This is a genomic window from Sphingobium psychrophilum, assembly GCF_012927105.1.
Taxonomy (GTDB): Bacteria; Pseudomonadota; Alphaproteobacteria; order Sphingomonadales; family Sphingomonadaceae; genus Sphingobium; species Sphingobium psychrophilum.
In genome coordinates, this window is the sequence record NZ_JABBFV010000020.1 from 46674 (window position 1) to 64437 (window position 17764).

Annotated in this window: 18 protein-coding genes; 12 read left to right on the forward strand and 6 right to left on the reverse strand. The window is 61.6% G+C overall.

Going from position 1 to position 17764, the window contains the following annotated elements:
* Positions 1-121: 121 nt before the first annotated feature.
* Positions 122-4402 (forward strand): strawberry notch-like NTP hydrolase domain-containing protein, encoded by a 4281-nt coding sequence (locus HHL08_RS20170; protein WP_169574808.1) that lies wholly within the window; start codon positions 122-124, stop codon positions 4400-4402.
* A 100-nt stretch (positions 4403-4502) separates the two neighbouring features.
* Here HHL08_RS20170 and HHL08_RS20175 read toward each other — a convergent pair whose 3' ends face one another.
* Positions 4503-5384, reverse strand: a complete 882-nt coding sequence (locus HHL08_RS20175) for a MucR family transcriptional regulator (RefSeq protein ID WP_169574809.1) — start codon at positions 5382-5384, stop codon at positions 4503-4505.
* 187 nt (positions 5385-5571) lie between these two features.
* Between HHL08_RS20175 and HHL08_RS20180 the strand changes: the two genes are divergently transcribed.
* The 5 genes from HHL08_RS20180 (at position 5572) to HHL08_RS20200 (ending at position 8765) form a co-directional block, all read left to right on the forward strand.
* The gene (locus HHL08_RS20180; RefSeq protein ID WP_169574810.1) at positions 5572-6057 is read left to right on the forward strand and encodes a hypothetical protein; all 486 of its coding nucleotides are present in this window, start codon (positions 5572-5574) and stop codon (positions 6055-6057) included.
* On the forward strand, positions 6050-6712 hold the full coding sequence (locus HHL08_RS20185; RefSeq protein ID WP_169574811.1) for a hypothetical protein: 663 nt from the start codon (positions 6050-6052) through the stop codon (positions 6710-6712). The genes HHL08_RS20180 and HHL08_RS20185 overlap by 8 nt, the downstream gene beginning before the upstream one ends.
* Before the next feature lie 44 nt (positions 6713-6756).
* The gene (locus tag HHL08_RS20190) at positions 6757-7455 is read left to right on the forward strand and encodes a hypothetical protein (protein WP_169574812.1); all 699 of its coding nucleotides are present in this window, start codon (positions 6757-6759) and stop codon (positions 7453-7455) included.
* Positions 7456-7572: 117 nt separating this feature from the next.
* A complete protein-coding gene (locus HHL08_RS20195; protein ID WP_169574813.1) occupies positions 7573-8391 on the forward strand; it encodes an N-6 DNA methylase in 819 nt (272 codons plus the stop codon).
* 32 nt (positions 8392-8423) lie between these two features.
* Complete coding sequence (locus HHL08_RS20200) at positions 8424-8765, forward strand: hypothetical protein (RefSeq protein WP_169574814.1); 342 nt, start codon at positions 8424-8426, stop codon at positions 8763-8765.
* Between the two features lie 51 nt (positions 8766-8816).
* Here HHL08_RS20200 and HHL08_RS20205 read toward each other — a convergent pair whose 3' ends face one another.
* Both HHL08_RS20205 and HHL08_RS20210 read right to left on the reverse strand, forming a co-directional pair.
* Entirely contained in the window at positions 8817-9131 is a 315-nt protein-coding gene (locus HHL08_RS20205) for a hypothetical protein (RefSeq protein WP_235955185.1), read from the reverse strand.
* Between the two features lie 226 nt (positions 9132-9357).
* The gene (locus HHL08_RS20210) at positions 9358-9582 is read right to left on the reverse strand and encodes a hypothetical protein (RefSeq protein ID WP_328804706.1); all 225 of its coding nucleotides are present in this window, start codon (positions 9580-9582) and stop codon (positions 9358-9360) included.
* A gap of 237 nt (positions 9583-9819) precedes the next feature.
* On the opposite strand from HHL08_RS20210, the gene HHL08_RS20215 reads away from it, so the two are divergent.
* The 3 genes from HHL08_RS20215 (at position 9820) to HHL08_RS20225 (ending at position 12399) form a co-directional block, all read left to right on the forward strand.
* The gene (locus tag HHL08_RS20215; RefSeq protein ID WP_169574816.1) at positions 9820-11016 is read left to right on the forward strand and encodes a DUF932 domain-containing protein; all 1197 of its coding nucleotides are present in this window, start codon (positions 9820-9822) and stop codon (positions 11014-11016) included.
* A gap of 93 nt (positions 11017-11109) precedes the next feature.
* Positions 11110-11322 (forward strand): hypothetical protein, encoded by a 213-nt coding sequence (locus tag HHL08_RS20220; protein ID WP_169574817.1) that lies wholly within the window; start codon positions 11110-11112, stop codon positions 11320-11322.
* 120 nt (positions 11323-11442) lie between these two features.
* Positions 11443-12399, forward strand: a complete 957-nt coding sequence (locus HHL08_RS20225) for a DUF5983 family protein (protein WP_169574818.1) — start codon at positions 11443-11445, stop codon at positions 12397-12399.
* A gap of 37 nt (positions 12400-12436) precedes the next feature.
* Here the strand turns inward: HHL08_RS20225 and HHL08_RS20230 are convergent, their stop codons facing one another.
* From HHL08_RS20230 to HHL08_RS25750, 3 genes are all read right to left on the reverse strand, one after another.
* A complete protein-coding gene (locus tag HHL08_RS20230) occupies positions 12437-13834 on the reverse strand; it encodes a DUF6880 family protein (RefSeq protein WP_169574819.1) in 1398 nt (465 codons plus the stop codon).
* A complete protein-coding gene (locus tag HHL08_RS20235; protein WP_169574820.1) occupies positions 13834-14013 on the reverse strand; it encodes a hypothetical protein in 180 nt (59 codons plus the stop codon). The genes HHL08_RS20230 and HHL08_RS20235 overlap by 1 nt, the downstream gene beginning before the upstream one ends.
* A gap of 216 nt (positions 14014-14229) precedes the next feature.
* Positions 14230-14397: a hypothetical protein gene (locus tag HHL08_RS25750; protein ID WP_235955186.1), complete on the reverse strand. Its 168-nt coding sequence runs from the start codon at positions 14395-14397 to the stop codon at positions 14230-14232.
* 45 nt (positions 14398-14442) lie between these two features.
* Between HHL08_RS25750 and HHL08_RS20240 the strand changes: the two genes are divergently transcribed.
* The 3 genes from HHL08_RS20240 to HHL08_RS20250 all read left to right on the forward strand — a co-directional run bounded on the left by HHL08_RS20240 (position 14443) and on the right by HHL08_RS20250 (position 17754).
* On the forward strand, positions 14443-15828 hold the full coding sequence (locus tag HHL08_RS20240) for an ATP-binding protein (RefSeq protein ID WP_235955187.1): 1386 nt from the start codon (positions 14443-14445) through the stop codon (positions 15826-15828).
* A 65-nt stretch (positions 15829-15893) separates the two neighbouring features.
* Positions 15894-16457, forward strand: a complete 564-nt coding sequence (locus HHL08_RS20245) for a DUF5983 family protein (RefSeq protein ID WP_235955188.1) — start codon at positions 15894-15896, stop codon at positions 16455-16457.
* Between the two features lie 94 nt (positions 16458-16551).
* Positions 16552-17754, forward strand: coding sequence for an ATP-binding protein (locus HHL08_RS20250; protein ID WP_051520058.1), 1203 nt, complete (start codon positions 16552-16554; stop codon positions 17752-17754).
* The last annotated feature ends 10 nt before the right edge of the window (positions 17755-17764 follow it).

Below are 17764 nucleotides of genomic sequence, written 5' to 3' on the forward strand. Positions count from 1 at the left end.
ATAGCCTCGAGCCGATCCCCCGTCACCGGGTCTGATCTATCCGTCCTGAACAGTCAGGGGCCGGAATGAAGGAGAGCGGGAAAGGGAAAGCCGGATTGTCCTATTCTCGCATGAGGTGCCCATGACCTTGCCCCAACTCGCTTTGTCGCAAACCCACGACGCGCCCGCACGCCTGTTCGAGGTTGCCCAGTCTCTTGCCCACCGCCTGCGCAATGGCGGCATGGTCAATCGCCAGTCACTCAAGCGCATGATGGCCCAGGCGTTCGGCGAAGATGATGCCGGCGGTGCATGGTCGATGCGCGATGCATATGATGCGCTGGAAACCGCGCAGGTCCTGCACCTCGCCGATCCGCAATGCGCGCTTCTGGCAGGAACACCTGCCGACATCTTCCAACGACTGCGGCAATTTGAGCGCGGATTGCCCACGCAGACCTACCGCTCGGAAAAGCAGGTCGAGCTCCAGCAGTTCAGCACGCCCCTCAGCCTCGCCTGGCTCGCAGCCATGGCGGCACGCTGTCGTTCGGACGATATCCTGCTCGAGCCCTCGGCCGGCACCGGCATGCTGGCGGTCCATGGCGCACGCGCAGGCGCGCGGCTGCTGCTTAACGAGCATGATCCCGCCCGCGCCGACCTGCTGTCCCGAAGCTTGGGCGAGATCGTGACACGCCATGATGCCGAACATATTCAGGATATGCTGACCACCGAGCAGATTCCCACGCTGGTGCTGATCAATCCTCCCTTCAGTCGGAGCGTTGGCCGCGGGATCGATCGCCATGCCGGCGCGCGCCACCTGCGCGGCGCGCTTGCATCTCTCGCACAAAGCGGGCGATGCGTCGCCATCATGCCGACAAGCTTCTCGCCAGAAGGTTCGGCCGCGCTTGGCTACAATCTAGTCGCGGAGCTTGTGCCGCCCCGCATCGAAATCGCCATATCGGGCAGCCCCTATGCCAAACATGGAACGGGGATCGATGTGCGTCTGCTGATCTTCGACAAGGGATGGATCGGCGTGCCGGAGCGTCACGTCGCCCGCGACATCGAGGCAGCACTGGACCTCGTCCTCGCCATCCCTGATCGGCTGGATCCCCTGCAGCCTCCACCTTTCCTTGCGCCGCCCGCCGTTGGTCTTTTGCCTTCGCGACCAGCCACTAATGTCGCGCGAGGAAACCTCTTTGCGCATATGAGCGGGCAAAGGCTTGCGCCGCCGTCGCGCGTTGCAGCGGTGGCAAAGGACGCGCGGCCAATCACATATGTGGTTCGGGAGGCGCCGCTTGCTCCCGGCGAGACCGTGGGCATCTATTCTGCCTGGCGGCCCGCACGGATCTCCATCGATGCTGCCTCCGGGCATCCCGATGTTCTTGTCGAATCCATTGCCATGGCCTCGGTGTCCCTGCCGGTGCCGCGCTATCAACCCCTGCTCCAGGACCGCGCGGCCAAGGCGCTGTCAGAGGCGCAGCTTGAAACCGTCATTTATGCCGGGGAAGCGCATACGCGCGATCTTGTCGGCCGCTTTTCATCTAACCTCGCCGGCGATCGCCTGATCGAGGACAGGGAAGGCAAAGCCTATCGGACCGGCTTTTTCATCGCTGACGGTACTGGTGTGGGCAAGGGTCGCGAGGCGGCGGGCATCATCCTTGATCAATGGAACCGGGCCAATCGCCGCGCGATCTGGATTTCCATGGCCGACCTCATCGAGGACGCCCGCCGCGACTGGACGGCGCTGGGCGGGCTTGCCATCGATATTCAGCCGATTTCAAACTTTCCCCTGGGTACGTCGATCACGATGGAAAGCGGCATTATCTTCCTCACTTACGCCGCCTTGCGCTCCGCGCGCCACGATACAGCCTCCCGCCTGCAACAACTACTGGACTGGACTGGCGAGGATTTCGTCGGCGTAATCGTCTTCGACGAGTCTCACGCGATGGCGCACGCAGGCGGGACCGAGACGGATTTTGGCAAAGCGCAAGGCTCGGAACAGGGGCTTGCCGGCGTTCGATTGCAAAATGCGCTTCCGCGCGCTCGCATTCTCTACATGTCCGCGACCGGCGCGGCCAGGCCGGACAATCTCTCCTATGCTGTTCGCCTGGGGCTCTGGGGACCGGGCACTGCCTTTGCCACGCGCGACATGTTCATGAAGGCGATGGAAGAGGGTGGTATCGCAGCCCTTGAGGTCGTGTGCCGGGATCTCAAGGCTATGGGCCTCTACACGGCCCGGGCGTTGAGCTTTGCGGGCGTCGAATATGAGCCGTTGGAACATGCGCTGACGCCAGATCAGATTTCGATCTACGATGCCTACGCAGATAGCTGGAGCATCATTCATCGCGGATTGCACGACGTGCTGGCCGAGATCGGCATCGTCGATAGAATGTCGGGCAAGACCCAGAACGCTCGGGCGCGCGGGTCAGCTCTGAGCACCTTTGAATCTGCGAAATTGCGCTTCTTTTCCAGCCTTCTTGTCAGCATGAAAATGCCCTCGCTCATCAACGCGATCGAGCAGGAGCTGGCGTCGGACAATGTAGTGCTGGTGCAACTCGCCAGCACGGGCGAGGCCATGATGGATCGGCGTCTATCCGAACTTTCCGCCCAGGAACGGGCGACGATGGACATTGAGGTTTCTCCAAAGGAAACCTTGATCGACTATTTGAAAAACGGCTTTCCTGTGCGTCAGATGCGGGTCTTTCGAGCCGACGATGGCGCGATGCGTGCTGAACCGATGGTCGATGCTGAGGGCAATCCGGTGCTTTCCCGCCAGGCGATCGCCGCACGCGACGAATTGATCGAGGAGCTGTGCGCACTGCCCGCGATTCCGACCGCGCTTGACGCACTTATCGCGCATTTCGGAACCGACCAGGTCGCCGAGATTACGGGGCGCTCGCGGCGTATCGTGCCCGACATCAACGGACGACAAAAGGTTGAGCGGCGCAGCGCTCGGGCCAATCTGTTCGAGGTTCAGGCCTTTCAGGATGGCCGCAAGCACATCGCCGCCTTTTCCCTGGCCGGGAGTACCGGACGATCCATGCATTCCGATCGGAACTGTGCCAGCGCGCACAGGCGCCGCGCGCATTTTCTGCTGGAACTTGGGTTCCGCATCCTCTCGGCGGTACAGGGCTTTGGTCGTAGCCATCGGACGAACCAGCTGACGCCGCCCGTCTATCGCCCGCTCACCACCGATTGCCGGGGGGAGCGGCGCTTCCTCAGCACCATCATCTGCGGTCTGGAAGCGTTGGGCGCATTGACCAGGGGGCAACGCCAGACCGGATCGCAAAACCTGTTCGATCCTTCCGACAATCTGGAATCCGACTATGCCCACGATGCGCTCGTTCAATGGTTCCATCTCCTCTATGAGGGCAAACTCCGCAGCGTCTCGCTCGCTGATTTCCAGGAGATGACGGGCCTCGAGCTTTGCGACGAAGGCGGGGAACTTCTGGAACGTTTGCCGCCCATTCATCGCTGGCTCAACCGCATATTGGCACTGCGGATCGCAACGCAGAACAGCATATTCGAGGAGTTTCTGGGGTTGGTCGAGGACCGCGTCGAAGCTGCGCGCGCTGCCGGCACGCTTGACCTGGGCATTGAAACCATCCGCGCCGAGAAAGTGGTTCTGCTTTCCGACAGTCTGCTGCGCACCGATCCTGTAATCGGCGCCGAGACACGGCTTTTGCGTCTGGAACTGCACCGGCGGCCACCGATTACCAACTGGGCTGCGTTGCAGCTTATTTGCAAGAACACGGACAATACTGCCTGGCTCCGCAATGCCCGGTCCGGCCGGGTCGCACTGCGCATGCCGACATGGCCGGGACAGGACGACGATGGCAAATGGATCGAACGCTGCTATCTCATTCGTCCCAGCGGTCAGCTACGCATGGATAGAGCGGCCCTAAAAGCCAGCCATTGGAGCGAGATCGAGCCCGATGCTTTCCAGGTCTTTTGGGAGCGGGAAGTGGCCGAAGCGATGAAAAATCTCATGGTCGAAACGATCACCATGGCAACCGGGCTGCTGCTGCCCATATGGCATAAATTGCCGGAAGATGACGTGCGCGTCTGGCGGATCGACGATGGCGCTGGCGGTTCAATCCTGGGTCGCATCATCCATCCAGCAGCCGTGGAACGGATTCAAAGTGAATTCGGCCTCGATGGCGCGACAGCTCTTGGTCCCGACGAAATCATCGATGGTGCGCGTTCGGTGGGCGGAGTATCGATCCCAGGTCTTGGTCCGGCCAGACTTGCCCGGGTTCATGTCAACGACAGTGCACGCCTCGAAATACGAGACTATCGACCCGAGGATCGGACCTGGTTGAAGGCTTGCGGAGCGTTCAGTGAGGTCGTCGCCTTCAAGACCAGGATTTTCCTGCCTCCTGACCGTGCGGGCGACATCCTTGCCAGGATTATGGCAGAGCGGAGCTAGTCTTCGCCGCGGTGCGCCCCATCGCGCGACCGATGATGCTCGCAAGGTCAGCGGTCAGACGAGATATGGGTTGGATAAACCCATATCTCGTCGGTGACCATTATTCCGTAGATGTCGGTGCTGGAACAGGCGCTTTCTTCTGCTTTACACCGGATACCCGCCGCCCTGCACCTTTCGGCTTCGTGGATGCCGCAGCTGTTGGCGTTGCGGTCTTTCCAACTGTCCTTTTCCCGTTGGCTGGCTTGGCAGGTTTGGCCTTTGCGGGCTCTGCTACTGCGGGTTCCAAAGGCTCCTTCACGGATGCTGTCGGGGCCTTCGCAGTTCGCGGTGCGGTTTGTACGCCCAGCTTCTTCCTGGCAGGCTTTATTGCCGCGGCCTCCGCTTTTGCGGGTACAGTCGCAGGTTCAGGCTTTGGTTCGGACGATACGATTTCTGCTTGAACGCTGGGTTTGGCAGCGGCCGACTTGCCACGGCCGCGCTTGGGGTTTGCCTCAGTTGTACTTACCGGCGCGACTTCGACAACTGGTGCCGTCTCTACAACGGGTGATGCTTCCACCACCGGAGCTGCATCCTGTGCTTTCGCGCCAACCCGCCGTCCAAGGCCGAGCTTTTCCGCGACGGCGCGCCGCTGTTCCGAATAGGCAGGCGCGACCATGGGATAATCCTTGGGAAGATTATAGCGCTCGCGATATTCGGCGGGTGTCAGCCCGTTGACTGCCAGATGCCGCTTGAGGGTCTTGTACGGTTTTCCATCAAGCATGCTGATGATGTGTTCGCGTGAGCCAAGGCTCTTGCGGATCGATACAGCAGGAACATGCTCGGGTGCCGCTGGCACTTCCACGTCGGCCTTCCGTTCGAGCGCGCCGCGGGTCGCTTCGATGATGCCGGCGATGTCGCCCGCCGGAACCTGATTGTTGGAGAAATAGGCGCTCAGTAACTGCACCGTCATTGCGGTGAAATCAGGCTGCTCGGTATCGGCCACGAAAGGACTCCTGGTTGAGAAACGAATGGAGGATGCCGGTTATCGCCGGACTGGAACTGCGCTGTAGCTAAGCGGGAATCTGCAGCTCATGCAAGACGGGAATGAGTGACGGTCATACGGTCCGGTAAAGGGGAGGGGGTGAGGATGGAGAGACCGACTGGAGTCCAGTAACTACGAAAGGCATGTCATGGCCGACCGTGTGTCCGCGCATATCATGATAGGCGGTGTGCTCTCCCGCGCGCAATATTCCGTTCTCGTTCAGGCGATCGGCAACGACAATGCGGCTGTCGATTGGGACGGAACGCCCTTCGATCCCGCCAATATTCCCGCAAATAACCCTCTCACCTTGATGGATCACGAAGTGGCCAATGGATGCTTCGGGAGAATCGAATCATGCTGTCGACGTCTTGGCCTTCCCTACGTCCGATGGTCAGGCGGATATGCGGGAAGCTTCCCCTCTGTCCGCGTCATTTACAAGGGCCATGGCGAACCACGACACTATCTGACGACCGAAGATGACCAGCAGATCTTCTCGATCGAACGCATTCGAGAACTGGGAAGCATCGCGGCAATCGAAAATGACTATCAGCTTGCACGCCAGAACCCGCCGCCGCTGGTGCTCATCGATGAAGAACAGATCGATGAAGCAATGATGGAGCCGGTCCATGGCTGACCATTATGTTCAAGCTTCCTTTGCGTTCACCTGCACGGCCCGTGAAAGCGCGCTGATCGAGGAGGCGTGGCAGCACGCGTCCGATCTATTGGGTGATTTTGCCCCGGGGGAACCGAGCGCTGAATTCCTCGCCGCCTTCATGCCGACCGATCTCGCTAATCCGTTCAACGGCTTGCTTGAAATCTTCGATGATCCGGACTTCCCGCATTTCGGGGCTGAGATCGAGATTGCGGGAGCAGCCGAGTGCATTGTCGCCATTTATGGCACGACCGACTTCCAGCCTGGTCCGATTGCAGAACTCATCCGACGCTGTTGCCAGGAGAGCTTGCAAACCGCGCCTGTCGGGTTCGACTGGAGCTATGGCTGTTCGCGCCCACGTCGCGACGCCTTTGGCGGAGGATGGTGCGCGATATTTGCCGATCATGTCGAATTTGCCAGCACCCAGGAGGAACTGGCGCGTCGGTTGGGCCGATCTGCAGTGACGCCACCGGTGGAACCGCCTGATCCATGGATCGACTATCCACAATATCCCTCGGCCGATTGGCAGACCGAAGTCGCCAACGGCGACACGCGTCTTGGCTATCTCGACTGGGCTCTTGCCCGAACTGAGGCCGACCACAGCGTGCCTCCTTCAAAGGAAGTGCCGTCGGCCTGACGCACCCGCCCCTCCAAATCTGATCGAGCCATAAGGATGACATCATGACCGACGCTAACGCGCCGGGCGCGTCCGCGCGCCTGTATAGCCAGACCGACCATGACGAACGCGGCAATTTCCATTATGAAGGCGACCTATACAGCGCTGGCGAAGCGTTGCCATCGCTCGCCTCCCGGATTGAACGCCATCTCGCCCAGCATTTTACCGGCACCAGCTTTGCGATCCGCACCGAGACATTTGCGGGCGGACGCAAGGTCATCGCGGAAATCCTCGATACACCTGACGACCTCACCCGCCGTGAAGCGCAGGACGCTTTTATTGGCGAGGTGCGCGATCAGATGGAACGGTTCGGCTTTACGCGGACCAATCCCGTGCAGGATTTCTGGTCATGCAGTTTCTACAGCGAAGCGCGCATCGGCCAGGCCTATTGGGCGGCATTGGCAAAACGTCAGGGTATCCGCAATCCCGTCGATACGGTCCTATCATTAGCGGCGTTCAAGAAGCGCGTAAAAGCAGGTGATCGGCTGAAGCTTCTGGACGCACCGTCTGGTCATCGACTGCTTGGTACGACCCGCGACATCACCAAAGTGCGCTCGGGCGACCTGATCCTCGAAGGTCGTTCCTACCTGTCCTTTCCCAGGGCCTCTGCCTTCGCCTGCGACGGCCGTCTGATCCGGATCGCCATCGGCTCGCAATATGGTCCTGACGATCATCTTCTCTACGAATGGCTAAGGGCTTCCTGAGCGCCATTTCCTCTCCGCCGAAACGCCGGTCGGACGCAAACAGGGCTTGAGAAGAAAGCCCGTCGCTGTTCGGCCTTTCGGCGCCGTTCCATCTCATCGTCAATTGCGGAGGCATTCATGCACAAGCCGCATGTCAAAGCCATGGCGGCGCTCTTGCGCCGTAGCCAGCCGCGCTATGACCTCTATACCGTCTTTGGTGACTGTATGGAGGCGATCGCGATCGCCATGGCGAACAGTATCGACCTGCGCGCTCGCGCACCGCGCGAGGCTCGTTATCTGGATATTGTCGGGCGCTACCCGCGCGAAATCCTCGAATTGTTCCCGCAACTTCTCGCCGAACTGGTCCGGGCTCTCGAGGCCGGGCCTGGCGACGTGCTCGGCAGCCTGTTCCACGAGCTTGACCTTCACAGCAAGGCGCGCGGGCAATATTTCACACCCTATGCGCTCAGCCGCTGCATGGCGCAGGCCACTCTGGGGAGTCGCGAAAATGTGGAAGCGATGATCGCGCAGCACGGCTTCGTGACCGCCATGGAGCCCGCATGCGGCGCTGGATCTATGGTGATCGCGCTTGCCGAGGCCATGCGCGATATCGGGCATAACTATCAGCGGCACCTTCATGTGACGGCGATCGATATCGATCCGCGTGCGATCCACATGGCCTATGTTCAACTCTCATTGCTTCATATTCCAGCACATCTCATGGTCGGAAACTCCCTATCAGGCGAGATGCAGGACAATTGGTTCACCCCGGCGCATATATTGGGGGGATGGACCGCTCGGCTCTCCCTTCGCCAACGTCATGAACCCGTGGCTGAGACCGCCCAACGCGCGACCACCGTCACCGCCGCGACATCACCATCGCAAGGCGCCGTTCCGCCATCGCACGAACCAGGGGCATCGCAGCGATCGATGCCGCGACAGTTGAGCCTCTTCTGACATTCTCGCGCCTCACATCATAGGAGATTGGCATGTCCCGACATGTCCATATCGACGCTCTGGGCCGGATTCCGTCTGGCACGGCAATCATAACATTGGCCATTTGCGGACCGCGCGGCGGCATGCGCGCCGTCGAGGATATTTCGATCGATGAAGCCGAGAAAATGGTGACGCAGCTTCAGGCTGCGGTCGCTCACGTTCGAGCCGGGGCCGCCATCGCTCCAGTCGATCGCTACATGCAGGACGTCATCGACCGGCTCGCCGATCCGGGACTCGCGCTCGATCCTTCTTTTCGTTCATGGTGCGCCGGCAATCATGGCCTGCTCAGTCCACGGCAGGCGGCTGAACGCTGGTGCTGCTGGCATGTTGCCTGACCGATCCTGGCGGTCGAGATCATGGTCGGTTTCCCGTGCCTATGTGACGGGTCAATACAGGATGACGCCCGTCCCAGGAATGATCTGATCGAAAAAATCGAAATCGCGCCGGTTGCCGGTCAGCAGGTCACAGCCGGTCGCCGCAGCCTGCAGAAACAGCAGCGCATCGTTGAGCAGGGCGATCGAATGGGGTTGGCCGCAAAGCCGTGTGACCATGCCTGCCAGCATACCGGCCTCTCCGAACATGCGGGAGGAGGGCGCGCTGAGGCGATGCTCCGGGATATCGTCGATGGTCCGTCCCAGCGTCTTGAGGACCGACGCCGTGCGCTTGTCGGCAGGATCGAGCGCGCCCATCAAATGGGTCATTTCGGCAAGCGCCACGCAGGAATGATTGACGATCCGGTTTTCCAGCAAACAGTCTACTTCAACCGGTGTCTTACCCTGAAGCACGTCAATATAGACGCACGTGTCGAGCAGAAGTTCGCGGCCTATGACAGCGGCCTTGTGAACCAGCGGCAATTCCTTTTCGGGCCGTCGCGACAGCCTGGCGCCAGATCGCTGCGGCCTGATCCTGCGCAAGGAGGCCTTACGATCAAATCCCAAGCGCAATATCCGCAGGGATCGTGCCCTTTCGGCGCACAAGCCTGGCTCCAAAATCATCTTCGAGCGCCACTTTTGCGAGCGCATATTCGACGAGATCTGTGGTCGAGGCGATGCCGCTGCGCATCTTGGCGCGATCGATGAGTTCGCGTGGCACGCGGGCGCCGACCGCGCTGTTCGTGCCCGACAGCAAACCCGCCGCCTTGGCAGCGGCCACGACCGCTCCATGTCGCTGGGACAGATGATCCTCGTGCTTCGTCGCCATCACGGCCTCCTTTCGTTGAACATATACGCCAATTTGTAAAACATACAAGTCGCCGTCGTACCTGCCGCCGCCGGTCGGGGTCTCGTGAAACCGATATCGCGGCACGCGAAGGGAAGGGGAGGTGAGGGGCGGGGATGTGACAGGGGCGGTGAAGCGCCTGTCGCTCTGCATCTCAAGGAGACGATTTCCATGGCGACCCTTGCCCCCATGAACGAAAGCCCCCGCGTCACGGCGCCCTATCGGATCGATGTCTCGCGCGGACGCATGAGCAGCCGCGTATCGTCCGAGTGGTTCTCCCGTCCCGACGATGAGAAATATCTCTCGCTGACCAGTCTCTATGATGCCGTGCGCGGCCGCGCGGACCGTGCGACCACGCGAATCGTTGAAAGCCGGTCGATCCGGGTCGAGGCGAAAAGCGACAATCCAGAGCGACTGATGCTGGTGGCGCCTGGCGATGATCGACCGCTTGCCCCCACCAACTGGTCTTTCGGCCAGGTAGCAAGTCTCGTCGGTGCCCCGGCCTCTTATCTGCGCCAGCTTCCTGCCGCGCTTGCCGGCATCAACCTGCAGCATGGGTTGATCAACCACCGTGGCGAGCAGGTCAAACTGCTCCAGACCGAGAATGGTCGCACCGAATTGCGGGCGGCGACCGGGTCGGAATATGGCAGGATCTTCGACTGGGAACTGGTCCAGGCGGTGATGGCCTTTGCCGGCGATGGCGTCGGCGACACGCGCTGGAAGGTGCCTGGAACCATCGACTGGGGCAGCATGACCTACAACCCGCATGTCGATATCACCAGGGAGACGACCACGCTCTACGCATCGGACCGGGACATTTTCCTGTTCCTCGTGGACGACACGCACCCTATCGAGGCTGGCAAGCTCCCAAATGGCGATCCCGACCTTTATTTTCCAGGGTTCTACGCCTGGAACAGTGAGGTCGGCTCTAAAACACTCGGGATCGCGACTTTCTATCTGCGCGGCGTGTGTGCCAACCGCTGTCTGTGGGGTGTCGAGGATTTCGAGGAGGTCAATATCCGCCACTCGAAATTCGCCGGCGCCCGTTTTGCCCATCAGGCCGCGCCCGCGCTCGAGCATTTCGCAAACTCCTCGCCGTCGCATTTCATCTCCGGCATCAAGGCCGCTCGCGAGCGGATCGTCGCGCGCAAGGAGGAAGAGCGCGAACCCTTCCTGCGCAAACGCGGCTTTTCCAAGGCCGAGACCGCAAAGATCATCCAGACCGTGCTGGCCGAGGAAGGCCGTCCACCGGAATCCATCTATGATTTCGTCCAGGGTATAACGGCGCTGGCCCGATCGAAGCCGCATCAGGACAGCCGCCTCGACCTGGAAAACAAGGCCAGAAAGCTGCTCGAACAGGCGCTTTGAGGCCCGGCGCCGCCGCTCTCATGCCTTCTCCACCTTCTTCCTCGCCATCCCGGTCAAGCGCCGGGGTGGCCATTGTCATGAAAGGATGCCGCCATGCGCGCCCATTCGTCCCCGCCCCTGCCGCAATTTATCGTCGACATCGCCTTCTTCAGCGGCGGCGAATACTATGCCACCGAGACCTACACTGTTCCTGCATCCACCTGGTTTGCTGCGGAGCAACAGGCGCTGCAGATGTCGGTAAACAGTGTCTATGACGATGCGCGCATTCCCGACCTCAGCCGAACCGCTACCGTCCGCACGGCCTGATCATGCTCTGCAATCAATCTCGATGACATCTCTTCCAAGCCGAAATCCTGTGATGGGTGTGCCGATCCAGCCGCTGTCCGAACCGTGGGCGCCGTGCCACCTCCCCCTGGAGCCATCTCCATGACCCGCTACACATTATCCCATCTCGAAACCGCTGCTTGTCTTTGGGAAGCCGTCCTCGAACTGCGCGATCGGCCAGAGACCACTCCCGATGCAAGCAGTCTGGCGCTCGCCTTGCGCACATGCGTCGATACGCTCGGCACGGCGGCGCTGCGTCTAATCGTGGTAGGCTGGGTCGATGCGGTGGAGTCCGCATGGCGTACAGTAGAAGGCGAATATCCGTTGTCGTTCGACTGGGATTTCGTGCCCCGTTGGATTGCCGACACGATCGACTGGTCAGATCCGCGCCTTCCGGTCATTCGCGCAACTGCGCCCGTTCGGTACGTCAGATCGACGTCGTTTCCACCTATAGGATATGACGCAACCCTCCAACCCGCAATCGGGACCAGCCATGAGGACTATCTGGCGATAGAGGTCCACACTGCCGTGATTGAACATCGGCATGGAATGAATATCCACGTCGCGGTCGACGCGACGGCGCTCGACGTGGAAATCGCTGCTTATTGCCGTGAATATTGGAGCGAGATTGACGACGCGCGCGACCCGAATAACCTGTCCGACACCGAAGCGATATCAAGCTATTTCGAATGTCATCCGTCGGAAAGCTGCACGAAGGATCGCATGCGTATTGCGCCCGTCGCACATCAGCGCGCGCTCGTCGCCGGATCGATCGAGCAGGGTCGCTATTGCGTGCTGTCGACCGCCCATCTCACGGTCCATACCGCCTCATGCCTCGATCACTGGGCGTCCTGGCCGCCCAGTGATCGACCGATCGACATCGCGGCTTCGGTCTATGGCTGGTTCGTGCCGACGCGCGCCATTGATGATGACCGCCGTGCGCAATTGCCGCAGGACCTCCTGCGCCTCATCGCCTTCGGCCGCGCGCGCGGCTTCCAGTTCCTGCTCTTCGACTGTGACGGCGGTGACGTCGACGGACTGCCGCTCCACCATTGGTAGGGAGGTTTCCAATTTGGCCGCCCCGGCTTCTCCGCGATTATCCGAATTTCCCCGCGACTTGATTCCAGAAGCCGATCTTGCGTCCATGCACCTTGCGAAGATCGGCCAGCCAGTCCTCATGCGGTACGACATCGACATCGCCTGCGATACGGTCGGCCAAATCCGTCGCGGCTGCAAAGTCCCGCGCGGCATAGGGGTAATATTTCGAACTCGCCCGGTCGAGTACGCCAGTCACCAGTCGGCGATAGAGCAAGGTGGCCCCACCCGGATCGGCCTGAGACAATGCCTCGGCGGCAGGACGCAGAATGTCATAGGCCCGGGCTTCCAGACCTTCGAGCCTTTCCCTGGTCAGCCTGCCCGCGCGCTTGAGATCGGGCCAGGCAATGAGGAATTCCAGTGCCGATGTCGCTCGATCATAGGTCATGGCCTGATCGAGGGCTTGCCTCTCCGCAGCGACATCCTCGAAATCGGGCAAAGCCCTGAGCCAGTTGCGCAGTACCTGCCCGTCGAGCCAGCGGTCGAAGATCGCCTTGCGCTGCGCCTGTACATCGTCCCTGCGGCCGAGCGCCTCAAAGGCCCGTAATTTGAGATCGGCAAGCTCGCGCTCGTTATGGCTGCGCTCAAGCGGTGCGTCGATCCAGTCAAGGGCTTCTGCCGCACGACCATGTGCGATCAATCGGGCGGCCACCTGCGCATTGAGTACGGGGTTGCGACGATCGGGATCGACAGTTGCAATATAGGCGTCCACATCGCCGTCGAGATCGGCGAGTTTGGGTAGCAGCCAGCCGACCTTATAGTCGAACTGTCGCCGGTCATTCCCTGTCTTGGCCGCCTGCCGCTCAAGCAGCATCGCGCGCAAGGCTGCGCGGCCTTTCTGCCCCAAGGCTGGAGAAGCCGCTTCCGGCAGATCGTCGAAGACGCCATAACCGTCGCCCTCGACAAGCATCAGAATGTTACCTGCCAGCAGTTCGACATCGGACATGTCCGCCTGGCACCATAGTCGGCCAAGATCCTCACCGCCCTGCCGGAATATCTCGCCAAGCGACCCGCTGCTGTCGTCCGACCTTTCGAACACCGGCTCGGCAAGGCTCAGGAACAGCCGCATGCTATCGATCGTCTGGCTCAGAGAGTGTTCGGCCAGCGGCCCCATGATCGCTTCGCGTAACTGATCGAGTTCGCGCGCGAGTGCAGGGGCCTTGTCCCATTCGACGAACCCGCGCGAACGCCGGATGGTATTCAGTCGCTTGTCGATCTCGTGGGCCAGCGCGACGCCATCGTGCTTGGCCGCCAGTTCCATGCGGACGGCGCGGGCGAAGACGGCGTCACGCTCGGCCTGGGCGAGAACAAGCCGGGCAAGGCGACCGGCTCCCAGCGCCGCGATCGCTTCGGACGTCATCTTGCCCGAACCGCGACTGCCCTGCCTGGAGGCAGCCATCAGCCGTCCTGCCCTGATACCGACCCTGCTGTTCCCTGGATCAGGGCAAGCAGCATGGCGTGCAGTGCCTCCTCGGCCCGTTCGCGCCGTGCCAGATCGGTGGCGGCGATGTCCCGGCGCATCCAGTCCGGCAGGCGCCGGAGCAAGGCGGTCAGTTGCGAATCTATATCCTGAGGCATTCCTCGTTCTTCGCAGCCGGGGACCGCTGCCGCAACAGCAGCTTGCACATGGGCCGCAACGGGCACCATGCCTTTTGACGACAAATGGAGGGGAGGAAGAGGGGAGGGGATGATGGGTTCCAGTCCGGAGAACCCAAGGAGACCGCCATGCCCCTTCCCCCAACGATCCATAGTGCCGTCAGTCCGGACGCGATCCGCCGCGCTTCACGCCTTTTTTCAGGCGACAGCCGGGACTGCCTTCATGAGATGTTCCAGAATGCCAGACGCGCCGGCGCCACCTGCATCACGGTCGATCCGACCGAACAGGACGGCCGATACCTTCTGCACATCCGCGATGATGGCTGCGGCATCGACGATCCAGCCGCCCTGCTGATGTTGGGCCATTCGGGCTGGAGCGATGACATTGCCCGCAGCGAAGACCCGGCCGGCATGGGCATGTTCAGCCTTGCCGGCCGCGCGGTCGAAATCCAGTCCTTCTCCCCCTCTGCCGCCACGGCCTGGAAAGTCGAGATCCCGGCGCATGCATGGGACAGCGGCGTGCCGCTTGCCATCGCCCCGGCCATGATCGGTTGGGGCACGCTGATCTCGATCGAACTGCCGCCCGACTGGAAGCAAGGCTTGTCTGCGGTCGTCGCCGATGCAGCCCGTCACTATCCCTTGCCGGTCACTTTGAACGGGGCGCTGCTGCCCCGCGAAGACTTCCTCAAGGACGCCATGTTTGTCGAAAACGCCTGCGGCTGCCGTATCGGTGTCTATGACCGGGATCCTGATTGGCCAAGAGACCAACGCATCAATTTTCACGGGCACCGCGTCAAATGCGCCTTGCCGACGGTGCGGGAAGAAAAGGATAGCGGCAGTCTCTGGACGGTCCGGATCGATATTATGGATGCGCCGAAAATTGATATGGTTCTGCCGGCGCGCAAGGAGGTTATCGACAACGCGGCGTTGAAGGCGCTTCTCGAAGCGGCTGAGCGGATCATATTCAGAGCCATCGCTACCCGGCCAGACCACCGGCTGCCTTTTACCGCCTGGCAGCGGGCGTGCGAGCTGGGCGTCACGCTGCCGCAGGCGCGCTCAGGGCTGGCGATCTGGCGGCCGCAGACCGCCGACGATTGTCATGGGCGAAGCAGCCGCATGATCGCTCCTGAAGGCGCAATGCTCGTTGTCCCCGCCCTGGAACCCGATATCGCGCAGGCGCTTGCGCTGGCGCGGGGCAAACCGCCCATTGAGGATGTGCAACTCGTCGAGGCGGAAGACGCGCTGCAAGGCTACGCCTGGTATGACACGCTCCCGGTGATCAGGGATATTTCCCTGCGCATCGACCAGGAAGGCTCCGTGCATCGCTATGACGACGACATGTGTCTCCCCGCCGATTTCGCTTGTGGCCTGGTCGACCGGATCGTCATCGAGCTGACGGTTTGTGAAACCGGTCGCACGAACGCGCCACACAGCGTCCATTCCATCGAAATCCCGGCGCTCGTCTGCCGCAATGGCGGTTGGGATATTGAGGGGGCCATCATCCTGGCCACGCGCGATGATGGTATCACCCCGGACAGACTGAGCCGCATGATCTATGCGACGATCTTCTGTGGGGCTGATGATGGCGACTGCGACAGCTGGGACACCCAGTCGCGATCCTTCGAACGCGAGGCGCGGCAGCACGCTACGCATATCCTCCTTGGGGAGGACGCTGCCACCCTGGAAGCCATCAACATGAGCGCATGGGATAATCTGAGCTGGCTGATCCCGCTCGATCGCAAGATCGTCATTCACGCCGAGCGCGGTGCCATCACGGTCGATTTCTTGCCGAATTGAACGGGCGCCTGAGTTTGCTCGCCGCGCCTGTCGCCCCTGTCCCAACCCAATCAAGGAGACCGGCCATGCGCCGCTTCCCCGTCTGCGCCTGTTCGACAGCGCACCTTCCCCGCGCCGAGAATGACGCCATCGACCGGCTGATCCAGTACGCGCCGCGAAGGAGCGGCCGGATCATCGTCGATCATCCGATCTTGTCGATCGAGGCCCACCAATATGGCTTCTGGGTCCATCTTGGCTTCATCGATGACTGGCCCGATCGCCCCGATGGGCTTTCGCCCGAATTCTGGGCTTTGCTGTCGGACGCCCGCAAGGCTGGAGCGAATTGGCTGAGCTTCGACCGTGATGAACCGCCTTCCGATCGGTTCCCGGTCTTCGCAGCAGGGCAGGGGGAGGCAACGGGCGACGCGGGGAAATCGGTCAATGCCGCAAACCCCGCTGCCAGGATCACGATCCGCTGTTCTGCATGTGGCAGCGCCGAGGTGATGCGCGATGCCTGGGCGCGCTGGGACGATGATGCCCAGGACTGGGCGCTCGGCGCTGTGTTCGACGCAGCTTTTTGCGAGGCCTGTGAAAAGGACACCACGCTCTCCGAACAGTCGATCGAGGGATCGCAGCACAAGCATCCCTGATCGCCAGGCCGCCAGCCACTTATCGCGTCAAGCCCATTTCCTCGACCAGCATCTCCGGCCGCTCTGCGCGACGCCGGGTGAAGAAGGACATCAGATGACCATCGCCAACCATGATTTCACCCGTGACACGAAAGTCCCGCTCGGCCGCTCTTCAACGGGTCCGCTCGAACTGGATCTCGGCAAGCTGATGTCGGGGCGCTGTCTGATTCAGGGATCTTCGGGTGCGGGCAAAAGCCAGACGCTGCGCCGGATCATCGAAGAAGCCTTCGACTATCTCACGACCATCATTGTCGACCCGGAAGGCGAGTTCGCCAACCTTGCTACCCATATCGGCGCAACGACGGTCATCGCACGCGAATATGCCAATGATGGTCTCACAGCGCTCGCGCTGCGAACGCGGCAGCATCGTATCGCCCTCCATCTCGACCTTACCGATCTGGAGCCCGATCATCGCATCGAGAAAGCGGCGGCCTTCTTTGCGGGCCTGCTTTCGACGCCGCGCGAACATTGGGCTCACACCGTGCTGGTATGTATCGACGAGGCGCATCTGCTCGCGCCACATATGGCAGCCTCGGCCCGCGACGCGGAGACCCGCCGTCTGGGCGTCGCCACCTTGACGGATATGTGCGCGCGGGGTCGCAAGCGCGGGATCGGTACGATCATCGCGACCCAGCGTCTCGCCAAGCTCGCAAGTTCGGTGGTTTCCGAACTGCACAATCATCTGATCGGCCTCAATGTCTTCGACCGCGATGTTGCGCGCGCTGCCGATCTTCTCGGGTTCGGCAGCGATCAGGCGGCGCTGCTGCGCCAGCTTCCGCCCGGCGAATTCTTCGCCTTTGGCCCCGCGCTCGCGGCGATCCCGGTGCTGGCGAAGATCGATCCCACGATCACCCCCCATATCGGGCGCACGCCTGATCTAGTCGCTGCCGCCGATCTTGATGCCGATGAAAGCCGGACCCTGCTCGATCTTGACACCCTGCGCGAGGTCGCGCCGACCAGAGGGAACCAGGTGACCATGCGAGGCCAACGCGCGCTCGACGCCTTCCTCCTCGATCCCGCCGCCCCCGCCGCTGCACGGATTGTCGGCGCGCTGGGCAGCATAGCGCCCAACGCCACCACGGCTGACGATCTGGTGCGGCACCTTGCCCTGCCTGCGAACGATATCGATGCCGGGCTCGACCTGCTCGCCGCGATCGGTGCGTCCGACACCATGCCGCGCGGCGATACGCGGATCGCGCGGCTGTCTGCCCGGTTGCGCCTGCGTGTCGTCGATACGCCCGTTATCGGCCTGGTCTGAACGGAGAGTG